Origin of the sequence: Streptomyces sp. NPDC091682 (genome assembly GCF_044756625.1) — a bacterium.
In the GTDB taxonomy this organism is placed as follows: Bacteria; Actinomycetota; Actinomycetes; order Streptomycetales; family Streptomycetaceae; genus Streptomyces.
The window spans coordinates 320109-340668 of record NZ_JBIVTH010000009.1 but is presented as its reverse complement, the minus strand read 5'-3'; the positions used below and the strand labels follow the sequence as shown (position 1 = coordinate 340668).

The window sequence follows — 20560 nt, the reverse complement described above, 5'->3', positions numbered from 1 at the left end:
ACCTCTAGGAACTGAGACAACTCATGAGCCTCACGTACTCGGCCGGCTCCCTGGTCACCGCCCGTGGCCGGGAATGGGTGGTGCTGCCGGAGAGCACCGACGCCATGCTGGTGCTGCGCCCCCTGGGCGGGAGCGATGACGACATCGCGGCCGTGTTCCCGTTCGAAAAGGTGGAGCCGGCCGAGTTCGCGGCTCCGAACCCGGCCGATCTGGGCGACCAGCGAGCCGCCGGCCTGCTGCGTACGGCGCTGCGCATCGGGTTCCGTTCGGGCGCGGGCCCATTCCGCTCGCTGGCGTCGATCGCCGTGGAACCCAGGGCGTACCAGCTCGTGCCGCTGCTCATGGCCCTGCGGCAGCGCACGGTGCGGCTGCTGATCTCAGACGACGTCGGCATCGGCAAGACGGTCGAAGCCGGCCTGATCGCCAAGGAGCTGCTCGCTCAGGGCGAGGCGAGCCGCCTCGCGGTGCTGTGCGCCCCGGCCCTCGCCGAGCAGTGGCAGTCCGAGCTGCGGGAGAAGTTCGGCATCGACGCCGAACTGATACTGGCCTCCACAGTGTCGCGCCTGGAGCGCGGTCTGGAGCTGGGCCAGTCCCTGTTCGACAAGCACCCCTACACGATCATCTCCACGGACTTCATCAAGTCGACCCGGCACCGCGAGGACTTCGTCAAGCACTGCCCCGACCTGGTCATCGTCGACGAGGCCCACTCCTGCGTGGCCGCCGACGACAACGCCCAGGGCGGTACTTCCTCCTCGGCGAACCAGCTCCGCTACGAGCTGCTGCGCCGCGTCTCCGCCTCCCCCGACCGGCACCTGCTGCTGCTGACCGCGACCCCGCACTCCGGCAAGGAGGCCGCGTTCCGCAACCTGATCGGCCTCGTGCGGCCCGAACTCGCCACGCTGGACCTGGAGTCCCCCAAGGGGCGGGCCGAACTGGCCAAGCACTTCGTGGCCCGCAAGCGCGCCGACGTCCGCAACTACCTCACCAAGGAGGACGGTCTCGCCGACGACTCCCTGGCCGAGCGGACCGCGTTCCCGTCGGACCGCTGGACGAAGGACGAGCCGTACAAGCTGACGCCCGCCTACCGGGCGCTGCTGGACGACGCCATCGCCTACGCGCGCGATCGCGTCACAGCGGCCGGGGAGCAGGGCAAGCGGGAGTCCCGGATCGCCTGGTGGTCGGTGATCGCCCTGCTGCGCTCGATGGTGTCCTCACCGGCGGCCGCCGCCCAGACCCTGAAGACCCGCTCGGAGTCGGCGGCCGCCCGCACCGCCCAGGAGGCGGATCTACTGGGCGCCCCGGTGGCCTCCGATTCCGCCGAGAACGACCGCCTCGAGGGCATGGACGTCGCCCCGGGCGCCGCCGAGTCGGAAGAGGCGGGAGCGCGACTGCTCGAACTGTCCGAGCGGGCCGCGCAGCTCGTCGGTCCGGCCGAGGACGCGAAGCTGAAATCCCTCATCCGGCACCTGAAGGGCCTGATCGCCGACGGCTACCACCCGATCGTCTTCTGCCGCTACATCCCCACCGCCGAGTACCTCGCCTCCCAGCTGGAGGGAAAGCTCGGCAAGAAGGCCCGGATCGCCGCGGTGACCGGCACGCTCTCCCCGCAGCAGCGTCTGGAGCGCATCGAACAGCTCGCCACCGGCTCGGCCGAGGACGCCGCCGACCCGGCCGTCCGCCGGGTGCTGATCGCCACCGACTGCCTGTCCGAGGGCGTCAACCTCCAGCACCACTTCGACGCCGTCGTCCACTACGACCTGGCCTGGAACCCGACCCGTCACGACCAGCGCGAGGGCCGTGTCGACCGGTACGGGCAAAAGCGCGACCAGGTCCGGGTCATCACCATGTTCGGCGAGGACAACGGCATCGACGGCAAGGTCCTGAAGGTGCTGTTCGAGAAGCACCGGCAGATCCTGAAGGACCTCGGCATCTCCGTCTCCGTCCCGGACGAGACCGCCTCCGGTGTCACCGACGCCGTCGTGGAGTGGCTGCTGCTGCACGGACGGCAGGGCAGCCAGGAGAGCCTGTTCGAACTGGACGGCCACCAGGAGTCGTTCGACCGGATCGAGCGCGAGTGGAACTCCGCCGCAGAGCGGGAGAAGACGTCCCAGTCCAAGTACGCCCAGCGCACGATCCACCCGGAAGAGGTGGCGCGCGAGGTCGCCGCCGTACGGGCCGCGCTCGGCGGCGCCGACGAGGTCCGCGGCTTCGCCCTGGAGGCGTTGCGGGACCTGAATGCCCTGGTCCGCACTGCGACGTCCTCTGGGCGCGACGGCTCCGGTGACTTCACCGCCCAGCCCGGCGGCACCCCGGCCGGTCTGCGGGACGCGCTCGCCGCCACGCTCGGCGGGCGGATCGTCGAGGAGGACCGCGAGATCCCGTTCCGCACCACGCCGGCGATCGCCCGCGGCGAGGCGGCACTGGTCCGCACCGACCCGGCGATCGGCGCCATCGCCTCGTACGTCCTGGACTCGGCGCTGGACGCGAAGACCCCCGGCCCCCGCCCCGCGCGCCGCTGCGGCGTGGTCACCACGGACGCCGTGACCGCCCGCACCACGCTCCTCCTGGTCCGCTACCGGTTCCACCTGACGCTGCCGTCCCGCAAGGGCGATCAGCAGCTGGTCGCCGAGGACGCGCGGCTCCTCGCGTACGAGGGGATGCCGGCGCGCGCCCGCTGGCTGGACGACGACGCCGCAACCGCTCTCCTCGCGGCCCGTGCGAGCGGCAACACCCACGAGCTGGCCGCCCGCAACGCCATCACCAAGGCCCTGGACGGCCTGCCGGACCTGACCGCGCATCTCACCGCCTACGGAACAAGCCTGGCCGGCGAGCTCGACGCCTCGCACCGCCGGGTGCGCAAGGCCAACGAGGAGATCGTCCGCGGCCTCAAGGTCGTCCCGCAGGAGCCCGCCGACGTCCTCGGTGTGTACGTCTACCTGCCCCCCGTCGCGTCAGCCCCTACCGTGTCCGGAGCCGAAGCCTGATGTCCGCCGCCACACGCACCGCCCTGGCCTTCACCGCCGTCGCCCCGGTCGGCGGCCTGCTCCCCTCCGACATGCTGCTGCGCATCGCCGAGGCACGGAACCTCCCGGGCACCAAGTCCGCCGACTACGGCCTGCCCGCCTCGGTACCCGTACGGCTCGAGGCCGAGCGAGCCTGGGAGTACCTCAAGCCGCTCTGGCGCGACCTGCGCGCCGCCCTGCCCCCGCACCCGGAGACCGGCGCGCCCGCCGCCGACCCGACGGGCCGCGCCGGCACCGACTGGCTCGCCCAGCTCTTCCGCAAGCTGGACTTCGGCGCGCTGACGGAGGTCGGCGCGGAGGGCATCGCGGCCGACTCCGACCCGGACAAGCGCTTCCCGGTCTCCCACCGGCACGGCCCGGCCCTCATCCACCAGGTCCCGTGGAACCAGGACCTCGACAAACGCCCGGCCCCCGGCCAGGTCCCCGCCCAGTCGATGGTCCAGGACTGCCTCAACCGCACCGAAGCCCACCTGTGGGCGGTCGTCACCAACGGCCGCCGGCTCCGCCTGCTGCGCGACTCCTCGTCCTTCTCCACGGCGGCCTACGTCGACGTCGACCTCGAAGCCCTCTTCGACGGCGAGCTGTTCAGCGAGTTCGTCCTCCTGTACAGCCTGCTGCACGCCTCCCGGTTCACCGTGCCCGAGGGGACGTCGGCGGCCGGGTGCTGGCTGGAGAAGTGGCGCGCCGAGGCCGTCACCTCCGGCACCCGCGCCCTGGACCAGCTGCGCCTGGGCGTACAGAACGCCCTGACCGTCCTCGGCACCGGCTTCCTGCGCCACCCGGACAACGCCGCACTGCGGGAGAACACCGACCCGAGGGCGCTGCGGGACGCCCTGCTGCGGCTCGTCTACCGGCTGCTGTTCGTCTTCGTCGCCGAGGACCGCGGCGCGCTGCTCGACCCGGAGGCCGGTGAGGGGGCGCGGGACGCCTACGAGCGGTACTTCTCCTCCGCCCGCCTGCGCGAGCGCGCCCGCCGCCGCCAGGGCACGGCCCACGGCGACCAGTACGAGGCCCTGCGCATCGTCCTCGAAGCCCTCGGCACGGAGGGCGGCCGCCCCGAGCTGGCGCTGCCGGGCCTCGGCGGCCTGTTCTCCGACACCGAGACGGATGCTCCGCTGGGCGGCCTGAAGCTGTCCAACGAGTCGCTGCTCTCCGCGATCCGCCACCTCGCCCAGGTCCGCGACCAGGGCGCGCGGCGCTGGCGGCCCGTGGACTACCGGCACCTGGACGCCGAGGAACTGGGCTCGGTCTACGAGTCCCTGCTGGAGCTGGAGCCGAAGCATTCGGCGACGGACCGAAGCTTCGAGCTGGTGGAGGTGGCTGGCAACACCCGCAAGACGACGGGCAGTTACTACACCCCGTCCTCCCTCATCGAGTGCCTGCTCGACACCACCCTCGACCCGGTGATAGACGACGCGGTCAAGCGGGGCGAACAGCGCGCCACCACCGCCGGCCACCCCGACCCGGCCGACGACATCGTGGCCGAGCTGCTGTCCCTGACGGTCTGCGACCCGGCATGCGGCTCCGGCCACTTCCTGGTGGCGTCGGCCCGACGCATCGCCAAGCGGGTGGCTTCGGTGCGCGAACGCAACCCGGAGCCGACGGACGACGCCGTACGGCATGCGCTCCGCGAGGTCGTCGCCCGCTGCATCTACGGCGTCGACCTCAACCCGATGGCCGTGGAGCTGGCGAAGGTTTCACTGTGGCTGGAGGGGATGGAGCCGGGCAAGGCGCTCGGTTTCCTCGACGCCCACGTCAAGCACGGCAACGGCCTGATCGGTGCGACCCCGAAGCTGCTCGGAGAAGGCATCCCCGACGACGCCTTCAAGCCGCTTGAGGGCGACGACCGCAAGTACGCGTCTGCCCTCGTCAAGCGGAACAAGGCCCAGCGGGGCGGCCAGGACGAGCTCCTCTTCGACACAGAACCCTTGCCGGGCAACGAGCGGTATGGCGTTGAGCTGGCCCGCATCACCGCCGCCCCTGCCGAGTCGCTGGAGGAGGTACACGCCCAGGAGTCCGCCTACCGTGCGTACACGGAGTCGGCTGCGTACGTGCACGATCTGCACGCTGCCGATGCGTGGTGCGCGGCGTTCGTGTGGCCCAAGCACGAGGGGGCGCCGGAGGCTCCGACGGACCAGGTGTTTCGGGCACTGCGGGGGCGAGACCAGACCGCGGTGTCGGACGGCACCCACGCCGAGGTCCTGCGGCTGCGGGATCAGTACAGCTTCTTCCACTGGCATCTGGAGTTCCCGGAAGTCTTCTCCGTCCCGGAGTCGGGCGCCGGTGTCCAACCGGGTACGGGCTGGGCCGGCGGGTTCAGCGCGGTGGTGGGGAACCCGCCGTGGGACAGCGTGAACTTCCCCGAGACCGAATTCTTCGCCGTACGCGCACCGGACATCGCGGCGACCAACAACACGGCGGCCAGGAAAAGGAAGATCCAAGCTCTCAGCGAAGACCCGGACACAGTTCAGCTCTACAACGACTATCAAGCCGCCAAGCGACAGGTGTACGGCGAGAGTCACTTCCTTCGCATCTCCGGCCGCTATCTCTTGACCGGCCAGGGAAATCTCAATGTCTATGCCCTGTTCGCCGAGAACGACCGCGTGCTGACATCAGCTCGTGGCCGCACGGGCGTGATCGTTCCAACTGGTGTCGCAACAGACAGTCGAACTCAGTACTTCTTCAAGGACCTCATCACCAAGGGCCACCTGGCAGCCCTCTACGGCTTCGAGAACGAGGAGAAAATCTTCCCTGGGGTTGACCACCGCGTGAACTTTGCCCTGTTCTGCATGGCGGGCTCCGGATCCCCCGAGGCACCAGTATCCATCGCCTTCGGAGTTCGTCAGACCACGCAGATCCAGGAGCGTTCATACCTCCTGACGGGACGCGACATCCAGCTCCTCAACCCGAACACCGGTACCTGCCCCGTCTTCCGCAACCGGCGCGACGCGGAAATCACCCTCAGAATCTACCGCCGTGTCCCTATCCTCGTCGACGAGACGAAGACGACCGACGGCAACCCATGGGGCGTCTCGTTCATGCGCATGTTCGACCTGTCGCACGACTCCCACCTCTTCTGCCCCGATGTCCAGAACGGCGAGACCTTCGACGACCTCCTCAAGGACGGCTGGCGCCTTGACGGCAACGTTCTGGTGCGAGGTGAGGAGCGCATGCTCCCCCTGTACGAAGCAAAGATGCTGCACCACTATGACCATCGCTTCTCCACCTACGAGGGCGCAACCGAGAACCAACTCGCCGTCGGCACCCTCCCCCGTTTTACCCAGGAACAGCACCAGAATGCCGCCGCCGTCCCCACGGCCCGCTACTGGGTAGCGGAAGGCGAAATTCCCACGGGAAAGTTCGCAAAGAACGACACGGAGATCACGGCCCTGGGCGTACGCGGCCGATTGGCCGAGAAGGGCTGGACTCGCGACTGGGTCCTGGGCTGGCGCGACATCACGAACAAGGGCAACGAGCGCACTATGATCGCATCCCTAGCCCCTGCCCATGGCTTCGGAAACTCCTTCTTCTTGGCGCTCCCTGCCCGGCCGCGACAGGCTCCGCTCCTCGCAACCGTCTGGTCGTCCCTGGCCTGTGACTACGCTGTCCGTCAGAAGGTCGGTGGCACGCACCTCACCTACGGCTACGTCCAGCAGATGCCGGTCCCCACTCCCGACCAGCTCGCACCGCACACGGAATTCATCAACCCACGCGTACTTGAACTGGCCTACACCAGCGACGACATGACGGGGTTCGCCCGCGATCTCGGCGACACCAGCGCACCCTTCCGCTGGGATCCGGACCGCCGCGCCGTGATCCGCGCCGAGCTGGACGCCCTGTTCTTCCACCTCTACGGCATCACTCGCGACGACACCGCCTACATCCTGGACACCTTCAACGTCACCCGCGACAACGACATGAAGGCGCACGGCGAGTACCGCACCAAGAATCTGATCCTCGCCGAGTACGACCGGATGGCCACAGCCGGCCTGACCGAGTACCGGTCCACCCTCACCCCGCCCCCCGGCCAGGGCCCCCGCCACGCCTGATCCGCACCTGGGGTGACCGCGTCTGCGCTCACCCCAGGGAGCGCCGCCCGCTCGACCTCGAATATCGGCCCCCGCGCACCCCGCCGTCACCCTCGAAATGGAGAACCTCATTGAGCATTCACACGGCCCCACCCTCGATGAGCACGTACGAGGAGCAGGTCTGGAAGGCCCTCAACGAACACTGGGAGCGCCGCAACAACCGCCGTGGTCTGCCGAAATGGGCGACCAACGCCCTCGACCGCACCGGGGAGGTCGCGGGAAACGCAGGGCGTCGGGTCAAGGAGGCCGTGCCGGAAGCGGTCAAGGAGCCCATACGTCGCGCGGGTGACGCGATCGCCGATGCGGCCCTGCGACCGGCGGTCGCGGGCGCGACAGCACTGCTCGACCTGGTCAACGACTGGGCGTTGGAGCTCAACGACCCGAAAAGCGTCGAGAAGATCGCCCGAAAGCAAGGGCTCAAAATCGACAGCTACGCCGATCTGCGGGAGCAGGACCTCAAGGTCTGCGACCGGCTGCTGGGCGCCAACACCATGAAGTGGCGGACCGCCGGCGCGTTCGAGGGGGGCGCCATGGGTGCACTGGCCATGGTCCCCGTCGCCGGTATCCCCGCCGCGATGACGGCGGACATCCTCGTCATCCAGGTCCTGAGCGCGTCGATAGCCGCGCGCATCGCATACTCCTACGGCTACGACGCCAAGGACCCCGATGAGCAGCTCTTCATCCAGCGCCTGGTGCACCAGTCCTTCAAAGCGCAGGTGGCCAAGGCCGAGCCGCTACACAAGACCGCGCAGGCGGCGCAGGCACTCAAGGGGCGCGTGAGGTTTTCGGACAAGCTCCGTCACGACCACAAACTGGTGGCCGCTCTTGAAAAGTTGATGCAGCACCTGAGCCCGGCGGGCTCCAAGGTGTCGGTCAAAACCGTGGCCAAGGTCGTGCCGTTCGTCGGCATCCTCATCAGCGCCGGCCTGAACTCCGCAGTCCTCGGCCGCGTGGCCTCCGAGGCCCAGCGGTACTGCCAGACCCGCTTCCTGTGCGAAAAGTACGGACTGCCGCTGCCGGCCGCACTGGCGGCCGATCCGGACGACGACCTCGAGACCGACTTCGCGTAGAGACCACACTCCCCCTGAACGCGAGACGGTGTGCCGCCGTCGCAGACGGCACGCCGTTCGTTCAGCTATCCGCCACGAACCTCACGAAGGGCGCCCACTGCTCGCGCGTCACGGCGAAGGCAGGGTGGGCCAGGTCCTTGGAGTCCCGTACGTGAACAGCGTCTTCGGCGACCGCGATCTCCACGCAGCTGTCACCCAGGGTGCCGCTGTAGCTGGACTTGAACCAGGCGAGTTCCGTCGTACCGCTGCTCATAGCTCTCCTCGCAGTCGCTCCAGCAGGTCCCGGGAGTCCTTGGGGTTCAGTGCCTGCGAGCGCAGCGTCCTTCCAGCGTCTCCAGCAACTGGACCGACCCGTCCAAGCACCCGTGGAACTCCAGCTCCATAGGCACCACCTGAAGCGTCACGTTACGAGGAGCCGTGAGCTCCAGCACGTGGTCCAGCATGCTCGCGTGCACCGCGGAGCCGCCCAACCGGCGCCGGAGCACGTGCTCCTCCACGATGAAACTGAACGGCACGGTCACCCGTTCCCGCACCATCCGCTGCCGCTCCATCCGTGCGGTGAGCTGGTCCTCCGTCTGCTCCTCGGCCAGCAGCGGGATGCTGTTGTCGAACACCGCCCGCGCATTACGCCTCCAACTGCAACAACCACGGCACCAGCCGGCACTCGTACGTGCACAAGCTCACCGCCTCCCGTTCCAGCCGGGCCCACCGCCGGAACCAGGCGGCGAGGCCGACCTCACCGCGGCTGAGGTGGCGGGCGGCCCGCCGCAGCGCGCCGGTGTTGCCGAGTGCCTCCTCCGCACGCTCGATGAACGCCTCGTCCGGCATGCGGCGGCCCAGTTCGATGGACTCGACGGTGTGTTTGGAGTACCGGACGAGGGCGGCGAGCTCCGCCCGACTCAGGCCCGCATGCTCGCGGAGGGCCTGGACGAACCGCGCCGAACGTGCGCAAGCTGTCCGACGGGTGGGGTTCCCGCTCCCAGTCCCCCGCCGGTACCGTCCGGGTTCCGCCGGCGCCCGCCACCATCTCCTCTTCTGCGTTGTCCATCCGCCGCCCCTTTCTCCGCGCTGCCCGACTTCACGACTCAGCGTGACGGCTCACCCCCGGCAGCTACGGGCCGCCACTCTGGCGCCATGGATAACTCCACCCCCAACTCGGCCTATCTGCGCACGGCTTCACCCAGCTCCTGTCGTCCACTCGTCGAGGCGCCCGGCTCGCCCGACTGCTCACCGTCTCGTCGCTGCGGTCCTGGGATGCACCGCAGGACCTCACGGAGCGTGCCGAACTGGTCGTCGCGGAGCTGGCCGCCAACGCCGTCGTCCACGGCCACGTGCCCGGCCGCGACTTCCGGCTCGCGCTCCAGTTCCACCCGACGGCCGAAGTGCTCCGCGTGGACGTGACCGACGCACGCGGGGAGCGGCTTCCCCGACTCCCCCACCCTCACGAGGACGCCCCACCCCTCGCGCTGCACACCGGCAGGTATGGTCTCGCGCCGGTCGCCGCGCTCGCCGACTACTGGGACACGGTCCCGTACCCGCCCAGCGGCAAGACCGTCCGGGCCGTACTGAGGACTTCGCCGCCGGCATCGAGCCCGCGTCGCCGTCCCGCCTGACGATGCCAGTCACCCTCACAGGTGGAATCACGCCAAGATCGCCCGATGTGCAGGGAAGTGCGTTGACGTCGCCAACACGCCTCCCTACGGTGGTTCTTGTTACGTGGGGGATCCAGGGGGCGGCAGCGCATGCAGGCGGACGAGACCGGTGAACCTGGCCGGGTCGTCACTGCCGAGTCCCTGTTGGACGCCGCCGTACAGGCTTTCCTGCAAGCCGAGTTCAACATCGTGCAACCGATTCTGCAGCGACTGCGACACGAGTTCGGCGTACCTGACATCGGGCCCGCCGCCGTTCGCCACGACACGCTCCTCGCTGCACTGGCCGCGCGGGTCGGGAACTGGCCGGACGTACTGCGCCGGTGCCCCGACTTCGACCTTGTCGAGGCGGACACAGGAATCGTCCACGCCCTCGCCGTAATGGCTCTCCGCGAGCTGGCTCAGGAGGGGCGGCACACCGATGCTCGCACCGCGGCGGTCGTGATCGTGCTGTGGGCGTACCTCCTGGACGAGGAGGACCCGGACGACTTCCGCGCTCTGCTCACCGAGCGGCGGGGTGAACCCGTGCCCGATGCGGTCTGGGAGCAGGCCCTCGCTCAGCTGCGTGGGCGTGTCGGCGAACTGCTGCGCGCCTTGGACGTGCGGGCCGGGCGGGACGTCCTTTCCGCCTGGAGCACGGCTTGGGAGGCCGAGTGCGAGGGCGGCGCGGTCTTCTTCGCCGGCCTTCCCACAGACGCCGGACCGGATGCCCTGACCACTCTCGGAGAGGCCGCTGGGTACCTCGTCCGCAACGGCCGCGGCGCCGAGCTCCTCACCGCCTACGAGGCCCGGCACCCCGACTCCATGCCGGCTGACCTGCCCGGTCATGACGCATGCGCCGTACCCCTGGCCCGCGCTCTCGCGGGCCGGGGCCGGGACCTGGCGCGGGCCGACAAGTGGAGCGAGGCCCTCGCCGACCTCGATGCGGCGGTATGGCTCGGGCACACCCTCAGGAACGACGAACGGGCGGCCGTCCTCCAAGCGGGAAAGAACGTGGGCCGGAGCCGCACCGGGCGCGACTACTCGCCCCGCGTACGGATCGCCGGACTGGAACGGGCCCACTCCCTCCTGCCCCAGGACACCTCCCTGGCCGACGAACTCACCGCCGAACTGGTAGCGGAGGGCAAGAGAGTCGAGCGTTCCGACCCCCGGGAAAGTCGGAGCCGTTTCGCGCGCGCCCTGGCCGTGACGCCCACGCACCCGGAGGCCCGGGCAGGCCTCGACAGTCACCTGACCGCTGACTTGGAGAAGGCGATCAAGGGTGCGCACGCGGGGGACGCGCTCCTGGTCGACGAGGTGCGGGGCCTCCTCGCCCGCGACCCGGAATGCATGCCGGCCCGGCTGTGGCTGGAGAACCACCACGCCGAGCGGGCCGTCACCGCGGCAGCACACGGGCGTACGGATGAGGCACGCGGCGCCGTCCGGGAGATGTTCCGGTACGACGGCCCGGAGGGGTCTCCCAGCGAGGGGCTCGTCGACGACCGGCTCGTGGGCATCCTGGTCACCGCGGCCCGGAACACCCGCATCGAAGACGCCCGCGCCGGCCTGGAGCGCCGCGTACGGCTTCTGCACACGGCCGCATCCGTCCCGAGCCGCACCCTGAGCCACGTCAGGGAGGACCTGAACGAGGCGCTCCTGCACCTCGCCGAGCACCTGGAGGATGCCGCCTCCCCCTCGGACGTCATCGAGCTGTTCCTCCGGGACCTGATGCGGACGGGGGCCAGCGCTCGGTTCGACCAGATCGTGGAAGCCGCCTACCGCAACCGTGCCCGGGCCCGGGAGACGGCCGGAGACCCCGGTGGGGCGCTTCGGGACCGCACGTGCGCGGAGCGGGTCGGCGCCGGGCTGCCGGCCCAGGGGCATCTCTTCGGTCCAGCCTCCGTCAGACCACCACGCCGCGACGCCGACACCGGACAGGACACTCTCTTTTGACCACCGGAGCACCCTCCCCGAAGCCCGCCGACACCGAACCGCCCGCGCTCCCCTGGTTCGGTCCCACGCTCCACGAGCTCATTCCCGGCACCCCGCTCGGCGCCCGGCCCCTGTTTCTCCGGAAGCAAGCGGCGCGGGAGCTGAGTGCCACCGTCCGGAAGGACCCGGCCAGGCACGCGCTCGTCGAGCGGGCCAACCAGAACTCCCACACCCCGGCAGCCGCGCTCGTCGCCGAGATGCTCACTCCGCCACTGCCCCGCCAGCACACCGAGGAACGCCCATGACCGGTCCGGTCCCCGTCGACGCCGACGCCGACGCCTCGCCGTCCGAGCTCGACAAACTGCGACGCAGGGTCGCCGCCCTGTCCGGCAAGCGGGACAAGGCCGAAGCCCGTCTGGACACCCTGCTGGAATCGCTGCTGCGGCTCGACGACCTGCTCGCCGATACTCGCCGCCGCGTCGAAGCCCTGCACGAGGCTCGCTCCGCCCGGGAGGCGGCGTCGGCCGCCGCCGTGCTGGGCGAGCAGATCGACTCGGCCCATGTGATGCTGCGCAGCGAGTTCGCCCGGTACGACGTCAGCCCGATCGAGGTCCTGGGCAGGGCAGCGGACCCGGCGGAGATGCGCGTCGTGGGAACCGAGCCGCATCCGACCCGCCCGGACGGCACCGTGCTGCGGGAGAAGGTCACCGGCTTCCGGCGGGGCTCCGTCACGCTGCGGCCCGCGGAGGTGGTCGTCGCGGTGCCGGGTCCGGCACCGGAGCCCGTGGCCGATCCCGCACCGGAGCCCGTACCCGAGTCCGAGCTGCCTCCGGCGAGCAGCACAAGGAGCCAGCCCCGGCGTACGACCCGCTCCCAACGGCGGCTTCCCCGCAAGGCATCGGCCGGGCGGGGACGCCGTTCTCGCCGCGCCTGACCACGCACCGCCCCTACACCCCCCGTCCTGCCGTACCACGACGATCAGGAAGCGCCCCGCATGCACCGGACCCTCGGCATCGACCTCGGTACCACCAACTCCGTCACGGCATGGATGCGCGACGGCGTCCCCGTCGTCCTGCCCAACCGGGACGGCGCCCAGGCCACCCCTTCGGCCGTCGGGCTCGACTCCCGCGGCGCCCTGCTCGTCGGCCAGGAAGCCCTCAACTGGCGGCTCGGCGACCCCCTCTCCGTGATCACGGAGGTCAAGCGGCTGATCGGGCGGCGCTGGGCCGACGAGCTCGTGCAGCAGGCCCTCGAGGCGCGGCCCGACGACGCCCCGCCCGTACGGGAGAGCGCCGACGGCTCGGTGGAGATCCGGCTCGGCGCGCACTACCTCTCGCCCGTGCAGGTCTCCGCCATTCTGCTGCGCAGGCTCAGGAAGGACGCCGAGGACGCGGCGGGCGTGCCGTTCCGGCGTGCGGTGATCACCGTGCCCGCGTACTTCGCCGAGCCTCAGTTCGACGCGGTGCGCGAAGCCGGGCGGCTCGCCGGCTTCCACGTGGCGCGGATCGTGCAGGAGCCGACCGCGGCCGCGCACGCCTTCGGGGTCCGGCCCGGCGAGGACGGGCTCAAGGACTACGCGACCGTGCTCGTCTTCGACCTGGGCGGCGGCACCTTCGACGTATCGCTCCTCACGATCGGGCCCGGGCACTTCTCGGTGGCCGGACTCGGCGGGGACAACCTCCTCGGCGGAGCCGACTTCGACGCGCTGCTCGACGGCCACGTACGCGAGCAGCTCGTCGGCCGCGCCCTCGACGGGGACGGCGACGACTCCCGCATCCGGGCCGCCGCCGAGCGGGCGAAGATCGAACTCTCCGGGAAGGAAGCCGTCGACGTCGTTCTCGCTCCGCTCGGACGTCAGGGCGGAGCCTGGTCCGGAGCGGTGCGGCGCGCCGACTTCGAGGAACTTCTGGCCGGGCACCTGCACCGGATGCGCGAGACGGTCGAGACGGTACTGACGGGGTACAGCGCGACGCCGGAGGACGTCCAGCGGGTTCTACTGGTCGGCGGTTCCACCCTCGTTCCGGCCGTCCGGCGCGGCCTCCAGGACCTCTTCGGCGAGGACACGGTGTCGGACGCCGTGGATCCCATGACAGCTGTAGCGCACGGCGCTGCCGTGGAGGCCGGTCTCCTCGACACCCTCGGCTGTCCGTCCGGAACCTGCGCCAACGACAGCATCCCCGTCGACTCCGAGGCCTGCCCGGACTGCGCCACCCCGCTCCTCGGCGCCCCCACGGTCGACTGCCCGGGCTGTCACGTCCCCGCCCCCGAACTCACCGCCGCCTGCCCCGTGTGCGCCACGGACCTGTCCGGCCTGCGCGCGGCCACCCCGGTCGTCGCCCTCGCCGAATGCCCGGACTGCGGCCGCGACGACAACCCCGCCGGTGCCTCCGTCTGCCTCGACTGTGACGCGCCGATGGACACGGGCGGCCTGAAGTGCCCTTCGTGCAATCTGGTCAACGCCCCCGGACTCAGCGCCTGCTCGTTCTGCGACGGCGACTTCGGCACCGCCCTCCCCCAGCAGATCACGGCCCAGCACATCGGCATCGAACTGGAGGACCACACCGTGGAGGTCCTCATCCCTGCCGGCACCCTGTACCCGACGCAATGGCACCAGGTGGACACTCTGGGAATCCGCGGAGTCGACGGCACGTCCGTACGGTTCAACGTCTGGGAGGGGCCGCACCTGCGCTCGGCCCAGCGCAACGAGTTCTGCGGAGGCTTCGTCGACCCGAGTCCCGAGGGGCTGCGGGGCGATGTGCCGCTCACCCTTGAGGTACGGCTCGACGCCGACCGGACCATCGACCTGCGCTATCGCATCGGCTCCGAGGACTGGTCCCTTGCCCGGCTCCGACGCAACTTGATCTCCGAAGCCGTGCGCCGGAAGGGCGTCGGCCTGCTGCAGCGCTACTCCGAGTTCCTGGACGAATGGAGGCAGGAACTCACCCACGCCGAGAAGGACGCGCTCACCGAGATCGCGGCAGATCTGGAGGCCCTCGGGCGGGGAGAACCCATGAGCCGATCCCTGGACGGGCTGCTGGATTCCGCCCACGACACCCTGGAGCTGTGCCTGCGGGCCCGGAGCGCCCAGGCCGGAGCGCGCATGGCCGCCCGGCGCGGGAACGGCCTCCTGCCGTCGCAATCCGTGCGGGACATGACGAAAGCGGCCGAGGACGTCAAGGACGCGCGCGAGGCCATGAACACCGGGGGGATGCGGACAGCCGCGGACCGGGTGGACAGCCTCATGGCCGGAATCGACCCGGTGGTGCGTGCCGCGCTCTACGCCATCCAGTTCGCCGAGCAGAACGCCTACCCCGCGACCCTGCGCGGTGAGGTCCTGGCCGCCCGCGACGCCCTGCTCGGCGCGAAGGAGGACGATCAGGACACCCGGGACCTTCAGCTCGTCCGCCTCGGGCAGCTCTACGAAAACGGCCGCCACCTGTTCGCCGACAGCAGCACGGTCTCGCTCCCGTCGAGCGTCCTGCCCTCCCGACGGTGAGCGATTTCCCGGACATCATGATCCTTTGACAGTGTCAACAAGTAGGCTCTGCGGTAGTTCCCGCAGGTCCGCCCCGGAAGGTCATCCATGCCCCAGCCCGAATTCCTCCCCGGCGCTCCGGAGTTCCGCATCACGCTCCCCAAGGGCAGCGGCGTGGCACGGGGCCGGCTCCTCACCGAGTTCGGCGGCAACGGCACCCACAAGTTCCTCCTGCTGGCGGGGTCGGTGGCGGCTGCCGACGCCTGGCCCGGCCTGGGCGAACACCGGCGCCGCTCGCGTGCGGCACTCCGGGCGAACGGCGCGTTCGCCGACGCCCCGGTCAGCCCCGACCTGCCGGAGGCACCCGCACGGTGGGTGGCGACCCGGGACATCACGTGCAACTCCTCGTCCGCGGCGGCGGGACTGGTCTACGGGTACGACGCCTCCGGTCCCGAGTCCTGGCGGACCGCCGAGGGCCATCCGCTCGGCGACTACCTCTCCACCAGCTGGCGGGCGCCGCGCAAGGCATGGCTGGTGCGCGGTTCCAACGTGTCGGGGCACAACCTGGTGCGGCAACTGTGGCTGGAAGGGCGGCTCGTCTCGCTTTCCGGGGCCCATCTGCCGCCCGTCGAGGAGGACGATCCGACCAAGAGCACGTTGCGCCGTTACGTCGAGGACGGCTACGAAGGGGCGGCCTCCTACAACCAGAAGCGCGGCCTCGTCGACGAACTCCACGCATTCCTCACCCAGATGCGGGTGGGCGACACGGTGACGACCATAAGTGACGGGCGCCTGCACGTCGGCCGGATCACTGGCGACGCCGTGCAGACCGCCTCCCCGGGCGGGCTGTCGAATCTGCGGCGGGCAGTCTCCTGGCTGCCCGGCAGCCACCCGTACGAGGAGCTCCCCGAGGAGGTGCAGCAGAAGCTGTCGGCGCAGCACGACGTCGTCGACCTCACCGTTGTCCTCGAAGCACTGGACACTCTGTCCGGGTCCGTCGACACGGACGAGGGCGGCACCGCCGCCCTGCCGCCTTCCGCCGAGGGCGCGGCTCAACGGGAGCTGGTCCTGCCGGAGGTCACGGACGACCTGCTGGCCGAACTCCTCGTCCATGAGCGGGATTGGCTGGACGAGGTGCGCGAGCTCCTCGTCGACGACCGTCAACTGGTGCTCTACGGCCCGCCGGGCACGGGCAAGACCTATCTGGCCATGAAGCTGGCGGAGCACTTCGGCGGGGGCCCCGAGCAGGTCAAGATCGTCCAGTTCCACCCGTCCTACGCCTACGAGGACTTCTTCGAGGGTTTCCGGCCCGTGGAGGACCCCGAGACCCGGGAGGTGGCCTTCCGGCTGACCGCCGGACCGCTACGCGAGCTGGCGGACCTCGCCTCCCGCGAGGGCAACCGGCACGTCCCCCATTTCCTGATCATCGACGAGATGAACCGCGCCAACCTGGCCAAGGTCTTCGGCGAGCTGTACTTCCTGCTGGAATACCGCAAGCGGTCCGTCCGGCTCACCTACTCGGGGGACGACTTCGGGCTGCCGCCCAACCTCTTCGTGATCGGCACCATGAACACCGCCGACCGGTCCATCGCGCTGGTGGACTCGGCCATGCGCCGCCGGTTCGCCTTCGTGGAGCTGTCACCCCGTACCGAGCCGACCGCCGGTCTTCTCGCACGCTGGCTGGAGCGCGAGAAGAAGGACGAGGAACCCGCCCGGCTCCTCGATGCCCTCAACGCCCTCATCGACGACCCCGACTTCGCCGTCGGTCCGTCGTACCTGATGAAGCCAGGGGCGTACCGCGACGGCGGCCTCGACCGGACGTGGCGTACCAAGATCCTGCCCCTCTTGGAAGAGCACCACTACGGCGAGGGTCTCGACGTCGCCGCCCGCTACGGCCTCGACGCCCTGCGGAAGAAGCTCGTGTGAGCTCGCAGGACGTGTCACTGCGCGAGCACGGTCCTGCCGTCTCCGTCCCCCTCGGCACCGACGCAGGACGGGCCCTCGCCGCGGCGGGCATCCTGCGGAGCGCCACCCCCGATCCCGGCCGGGAGGGGCACTGGCTCCTGCGGGCGGGGAGCAGCGTCGGCGCGGTGCGGATCCCCGGCGGTCCTGTCGTACGGATCGCGCCCAAGACGTCCGTGAGCCGGCTGTTCTTCCTGCTCGGCTTCAGTCTCGACCCGGCACGGGCCTGGCGAGACAGCCGGGAGGGCACGATCGACATGGGAGGGCACGACGACGTCGTTCCCTCGCTCGCGCACGCCGTGGAACGGCAGATCGACGCGGCCCTGCGCCAAGGCGTTCTTCAGGGTTACCGGACGGTGGAGGAGTCCGCTCTCTTCGTCCGTGGACGGATACGGGAGGCCGACCAGGTCCGACGGCACTTCGGCCGGACACCGCCCGTCGAGATCAGCCATGACGACTACACGGCCGACACCTCCGAGAACCGCATCCTGCGCGCCGCCGTCGAGCGGCTGCTCCACCTGCCGGGGGTGAGCGGGCCCGTCCGACGCCGACTGGCCCGCCATCGCGTCCGCCTCGCGGATGCCCTTCCCCTGGTGCGGGGCCGGGAACTGCCCCGATGGCAGGCGACGCGTCTCAACTCCCGTTACCAGCCGGCCTTGCGACTGGCCGAGGCCGTCCTGCGCGGCGCGTCCCCCGAACACCGGCCGGCCGGAGCTGCTCCACTCGCCATGGACGGCTTCCTGATCGACATGAACCGGCTGTTCGAGGACTTCGTCACGGTCGGACTGCGCGAGGCCCTGCGGGAGCACGGCCTGACCGCGCGCCTGCAGGACCCCCACCACCTGGACACCGCCGAGAGCGTCCGCATGCGGCCGGACCTGGTCGTGCGCACCGGCGACGGCCGCACTCCGGTCGCCGTCGTCGATGCGAAGTACAAAGTGGTGAAGCCCGACGGCCACCTCAACGACGACCTGTACCAGGCGCTCGCCTACGCGACCGTCCTCGGGCTGGATGAGGCCCACCTGGTGTACGCCGCGGGCCGCGTTCCCCTACGCGTCCGCGAGGTACACGGAGCGGGGATCCGTCTGTACCAGCACAGCCTCGACCTCTCGTGCCCGGCCGAAGGGCTGCTGTCGGAGCTGGAGCGCATCGCCGGGCAGCTCGCCGGGACCGCGGCACGTCTTTGATCACGAACCATCGTCAGGCAGACACGGGAGGACCTCATGCCCCGGCTCGCATTCGCCCAGAGCTTCTGGGACGGTTACGAGAGCTTGGAGAAGCCCGTTCGCGCCGGGGTGCGCAAGGCCATGGCGAAGTTCCAGGCCCTGAGCGCGGCCGAGCTCAATGCGGACAAGGGGTTGCACCTGGAGTCCGTCGAGAAGGCGCGCGACGCCCGGATGCGTACCATCCGCATCACCGACTTCTGGCGGGGTGTCGTGCTCGCCCCCGACGACGGCAGCGATGTGTTCCTCCTCGTCAATGTGCTTCCGCACGACGACGCCTACACCTGGGCGGCAAAGCGGCTGTACAGCGCGAACTCCGCGACACGGGCGCTGGAGGTCCGCAACGCCGTCGCTCTGGACGAGCTGACTCCGCTGTACGAGACAGCCTCGCTCCGGGTGCCGCAGCGGCTGTTCGCGAAAGTGTCCGACGGAACCCTCCGTCAGCTGGGCGTCGACGATCAAGTACTGCGCGCCGCGCGCTCGCTGGTGGACAAGGGGCAGCTCGACGCCTTCGCCACGCTCCTGCCGGAGGATCAGCTGGAGGTTCTCCAATACCTCGCCGAAGGCTTCAGCCCTGAGGAGGTGTACCGGGACGTCGTGGCCGTCCGACGGCCGCCGGGCGCCCCGGCCGAGGCTGTCGAAGACCTGGCGACGGTCATCGCCAACACCACCGCCCGCATCCGCCTGATCACGGGACCGCAGGAACTGGAGGAGATCCTGGAAAAGCCGTTCGAGGCTTGGCGGGTCTTCCTCCACCCTTCCCAGCGCCGCGTCGCCTACCGCGCTTCGTACGGCGGTCCCGTCCAGGTCACCGGTGGACCCGGCACCGGCAAGACGGTGGCTGCCCTGCATCGGGTACGGCATCTCCTCAGCCGGTCCGAGGACGGCCGCATCCTGCTCACCACCTACACCAACGCACTCGCCTCCGGACTGCGCGACATGCTCGTTCTGCTCCTCGACGAGGACGAGAAGGCACTCGCGCGGGTGGATGTGACGACGGTCGACGCCTTCGCGAACGGAATCGTACGATCGGCTTCGGCAACCGCGCTCAAGCCGATCGGGGACCGGGAACAACTACAGCTGTGGGACAAGGCGATCAAGCAGCTCGGCCTGCCGTTCAGCACTCAGTTCCTGGCGCAGGAGTACCGCCACGTCGTCCTCGGCCAGAACCTGCGTGGTCTCGATGCATACCTCGGCGCGAGCCGCCGCGGCCGCGGCACCGGCCTCGGACCCGCTCGCCGTCGCCAAGTCTGGAGCGGCGTAGAGCGCTTCGAACAGCTCCTCGGCGGCCGAGGCGAGACCACACACCTGCGGATCTGCGCGCGTGCGGCGGAGCTCCTCGGGGCCAGTTCGACGCCGTACGCGCACGTCGTGGTTGACGAGGCCCAGGACCTTCACCCCGCGCAGTGGCGAGTGCTGCGCGCCGCCGTTCCTGCGGGTCCCGACGACCTGTTCGTCACCGGTGACCCGCATCAACGAATCTACGATTCCCGGGTGGCTCTCGGCACCCTGGGCATCGCCACCACCGGTCGCAGCTTCCGGCTACGTGTCAACTACCGCTCCACCGAAGAGATCCTCACCTGGTCGGCGGAGCTCCTCGCACCGATCGCCGTCGACTCACTGGAGGGCGAAGGAACGGACTCGCTGTCCGGGTACCGTTCGCTGCTGCACGGGAAACAGCCTCGGTCCCGGGAGTACACGACGCAGGCAGAAGAGACCGAGGCCCTGGTGGAACAAGTCCGGTCGTGGGTGGCCGGAGGGATCGCGCCGCACGAGATCGGCGTCTGTGCACGCTTCAACCTCCTGCTGAACGCCGCCGAGGAGAAGCTGCGGTCTGCCGGTATCCCGGCCGTACGTGTCAAGGGGCAGCTACCGCCTGGAACCGAGGGCGTACGGCTGGCGACCATGCACGCGATGAAGGGGCTCGAGTTCCGGGCGGTCTCCGTCCTCGGTGTCAGTGACGGCACCATACCGTTCGCCCGCGAGATCACGGCTCGGGAATCGGACGCGCTGCAGCACGAGGCCGACCTGCTCCGTGAACGCTGCCTGCTCTTCGTCGCCTGCACGCGCGCTCGCGAAGCTTTGGTCGTCACCTGGAGCTCCGATCCGAGCCCCTTCCTGCCCCCTTCCGCCCGCTCCACCTGACCGGCACCGGTACC

At 70.2% G+C, this 20560-nt stretch carries 12 protein-coding genes and 1 pseudogene; 11 read left to right on the top strand and 2 right to left on the bottom strand.

Going from position 1 to position 20560, the window contains the following annotated elements; all coding sequences use genetic code 11:
* Window positions 1-23 precede the first annotated feature (23 nt).
* The 3 genes from ACIQK6_RS22785 (at window position 24) to ACIQK6_RS22775 (ending at window position 8181) form a co-directional block, all read left to right on the top strand.
* A complete protein-coding gene (locus ACIQK6_RS22785; protein WP_329098529.1) occupies window positions 24-2984 on the top strand; it encodes a DEAD/DEAH box helicase in 2961 nt (986 codons plus the stop codon).
* On the top strand, window positions 2984-7072 hold the full coding sequence (locus tag ACIQK6_RS22780; protein ID WP_402695338.1) for an Eco57I restriction-modification methylase domain-containing protein: 4089 nt from the start codon (window positions 2984-2986) through the stop codon (window positions 7070-7072). The genes ACIQK6_RS22785 and ACIQK6_RS22780 overlap by 1 nt, the downstream gene beginning before the upstream one ends.
* A gap of 137 nt (window positions 7073-7209) precedes the next feature.
* The gene (locus tag ACIQK6_RS22775; RefSeq protein WP_402695337.1) at window positions 7210-8181 is read left to right on the top strand and encodes an EcsC family protein; all 972 of its coding nucleotides are present in this window, start codon (window positions 7210-7212) and stop codon (window positions 8179-8181) included.
* A 61-nt stretch (window positions 8182-8242) separates the two neighbouring features.
* On the opposite strand, the gene ACIQK6_RS22770 is transcribed toward ACIQK6_RS22775, so the two are convergent.
* Complete coding sequence (locus tag ACIQK6_RS22770) at window positions 8243-8434, bottom strand: DUF397 domain-containing protein (protein WP_402695336.1); 192 nt, start codon at window positions 8432-8434, stop codon at window positions 8243-8245.
* Window positions 8431-9229 (bottom strand): annotated as a pseudogene (locus ACIQK6_RS22765) (Scr1 family TA system antitoxin-like transcriptional regulator). The gene ACIQK6_RS22770 and the pseudogene ACIQK6_RS22765 overlap by 4 nt, the downstream one beginning before the upstream one ends.
* A gap of 139 nt (window positions 9230-9368) precedes the next feature.
* On the opposite strand from ACIQK6_RS22765, the gene ACIQK6_RS22760 reads away from it, so the two are divergent.
* The 8 genes from ACIQK6_RS22760 to ACIQK6_RS22725 all read left to right on the top strand — a co-directional run bounded on the left by ACIQK6_RS22760 (window position 9369) and on the right by ACIQK6_RS22725 (window position 20546).
* A complete protein-coding gene (locus tag ACIQK6_RS22760) occupies window positions 9369-9794 on the top strand; it encodes an ATP-binding protein (RefSeq protein WP_402695350.1) in 426 nt (141 codons plus the stop codon).
* 129 nt (window positions 9795-9923) lie between these two features.
* Window positions 9924-11762 carry a hypothetical protein gene (locus tag ACIQK6_RS22755; RefSeq protein ID WP_402695335.1) on the top strand — a complete coding sequence of 613 codons (1839 nt, stop codon included), beginning with the start codon at window positions 9924-9926 and terminating at the stop codon, window positions 11760-11762.
* The gene (locus tag ACIQK6_RS22750; protein WP_329098537.1) at window positions 11759-12046 is read left to right on the top strand and encodes a hypothetical protein; all 288 of its coding nucleotides are present in this window, start codon (window positions 11759-11761) and stop codon (window positions 12044-12046) included. The genes ACIQK6_RS22755 and ACIQK6_RS22750 overlap by 4 nt, the downstream gene beginning before the upstream one ends.
* On the top strand, window positions 12043-12675 hold the full coding sequence (gene grpE / locus ACIQK6_RS22745; RefSeq protein WP_402695334.1) for a nucleotide exchange factor GrpE: 633 nt from the start codon (window positions 12043-12045) through the stop codon (window positions 12673-12675). Before ACIQK6_RS22750 ends, grpE begins: the two co-directional genes overlap by 4 nt.
* A gap of 60 nt (window positions 12676-12735) precedes the next feature.
* Window positions 12736-15237 (top strand): Hsp70 family protein, encoded by a 2502-nt coding sequence (locus tag ACIQK6_RS22740; RefSeq protein WP_402695333.1) that lies wholly within the window; start codon window positions 12736-12738, stop codon window positions 15235-15237.
* 87 nt (window positions 15238-15324) lie between these two features.
* On the top strand, window positions 15325-17142 hold the full coding sequence (locus tag ACIQK6_RS22735) for an AAA family ATPase (RefSeq protein ID WP_402695332.1): 1818 nt from the start codon (window positions 15325-15327) through the stop codon (window positions 17140-17142).
* A complete protein-coding gene (locus ACIQK6_RS22730; protein WP_402695331.1) occupies window positions 17139-18365 on the top strand; it encodes an McrC family protein in 1227 nt (408 codons plus the stop codon). Before ACIQK6_RS22735 ends, ACIQK6_RS22730 begins: the two co-directional genes overlap by 4 nt.
* A 36-nt stretch (window positions 18366-18401) precedes the next feature.
* Entirely contained in the window at window positions 18402-20546 is a 2145-nt protein-coding gene (locus ACIQK6_RS22725; protein ID WP_402695330.1) for a UvrD-helicase domain-containing protein, read from the top strand.
* Window positions 20547-20560: the final 14 nt, after the last annotated feature.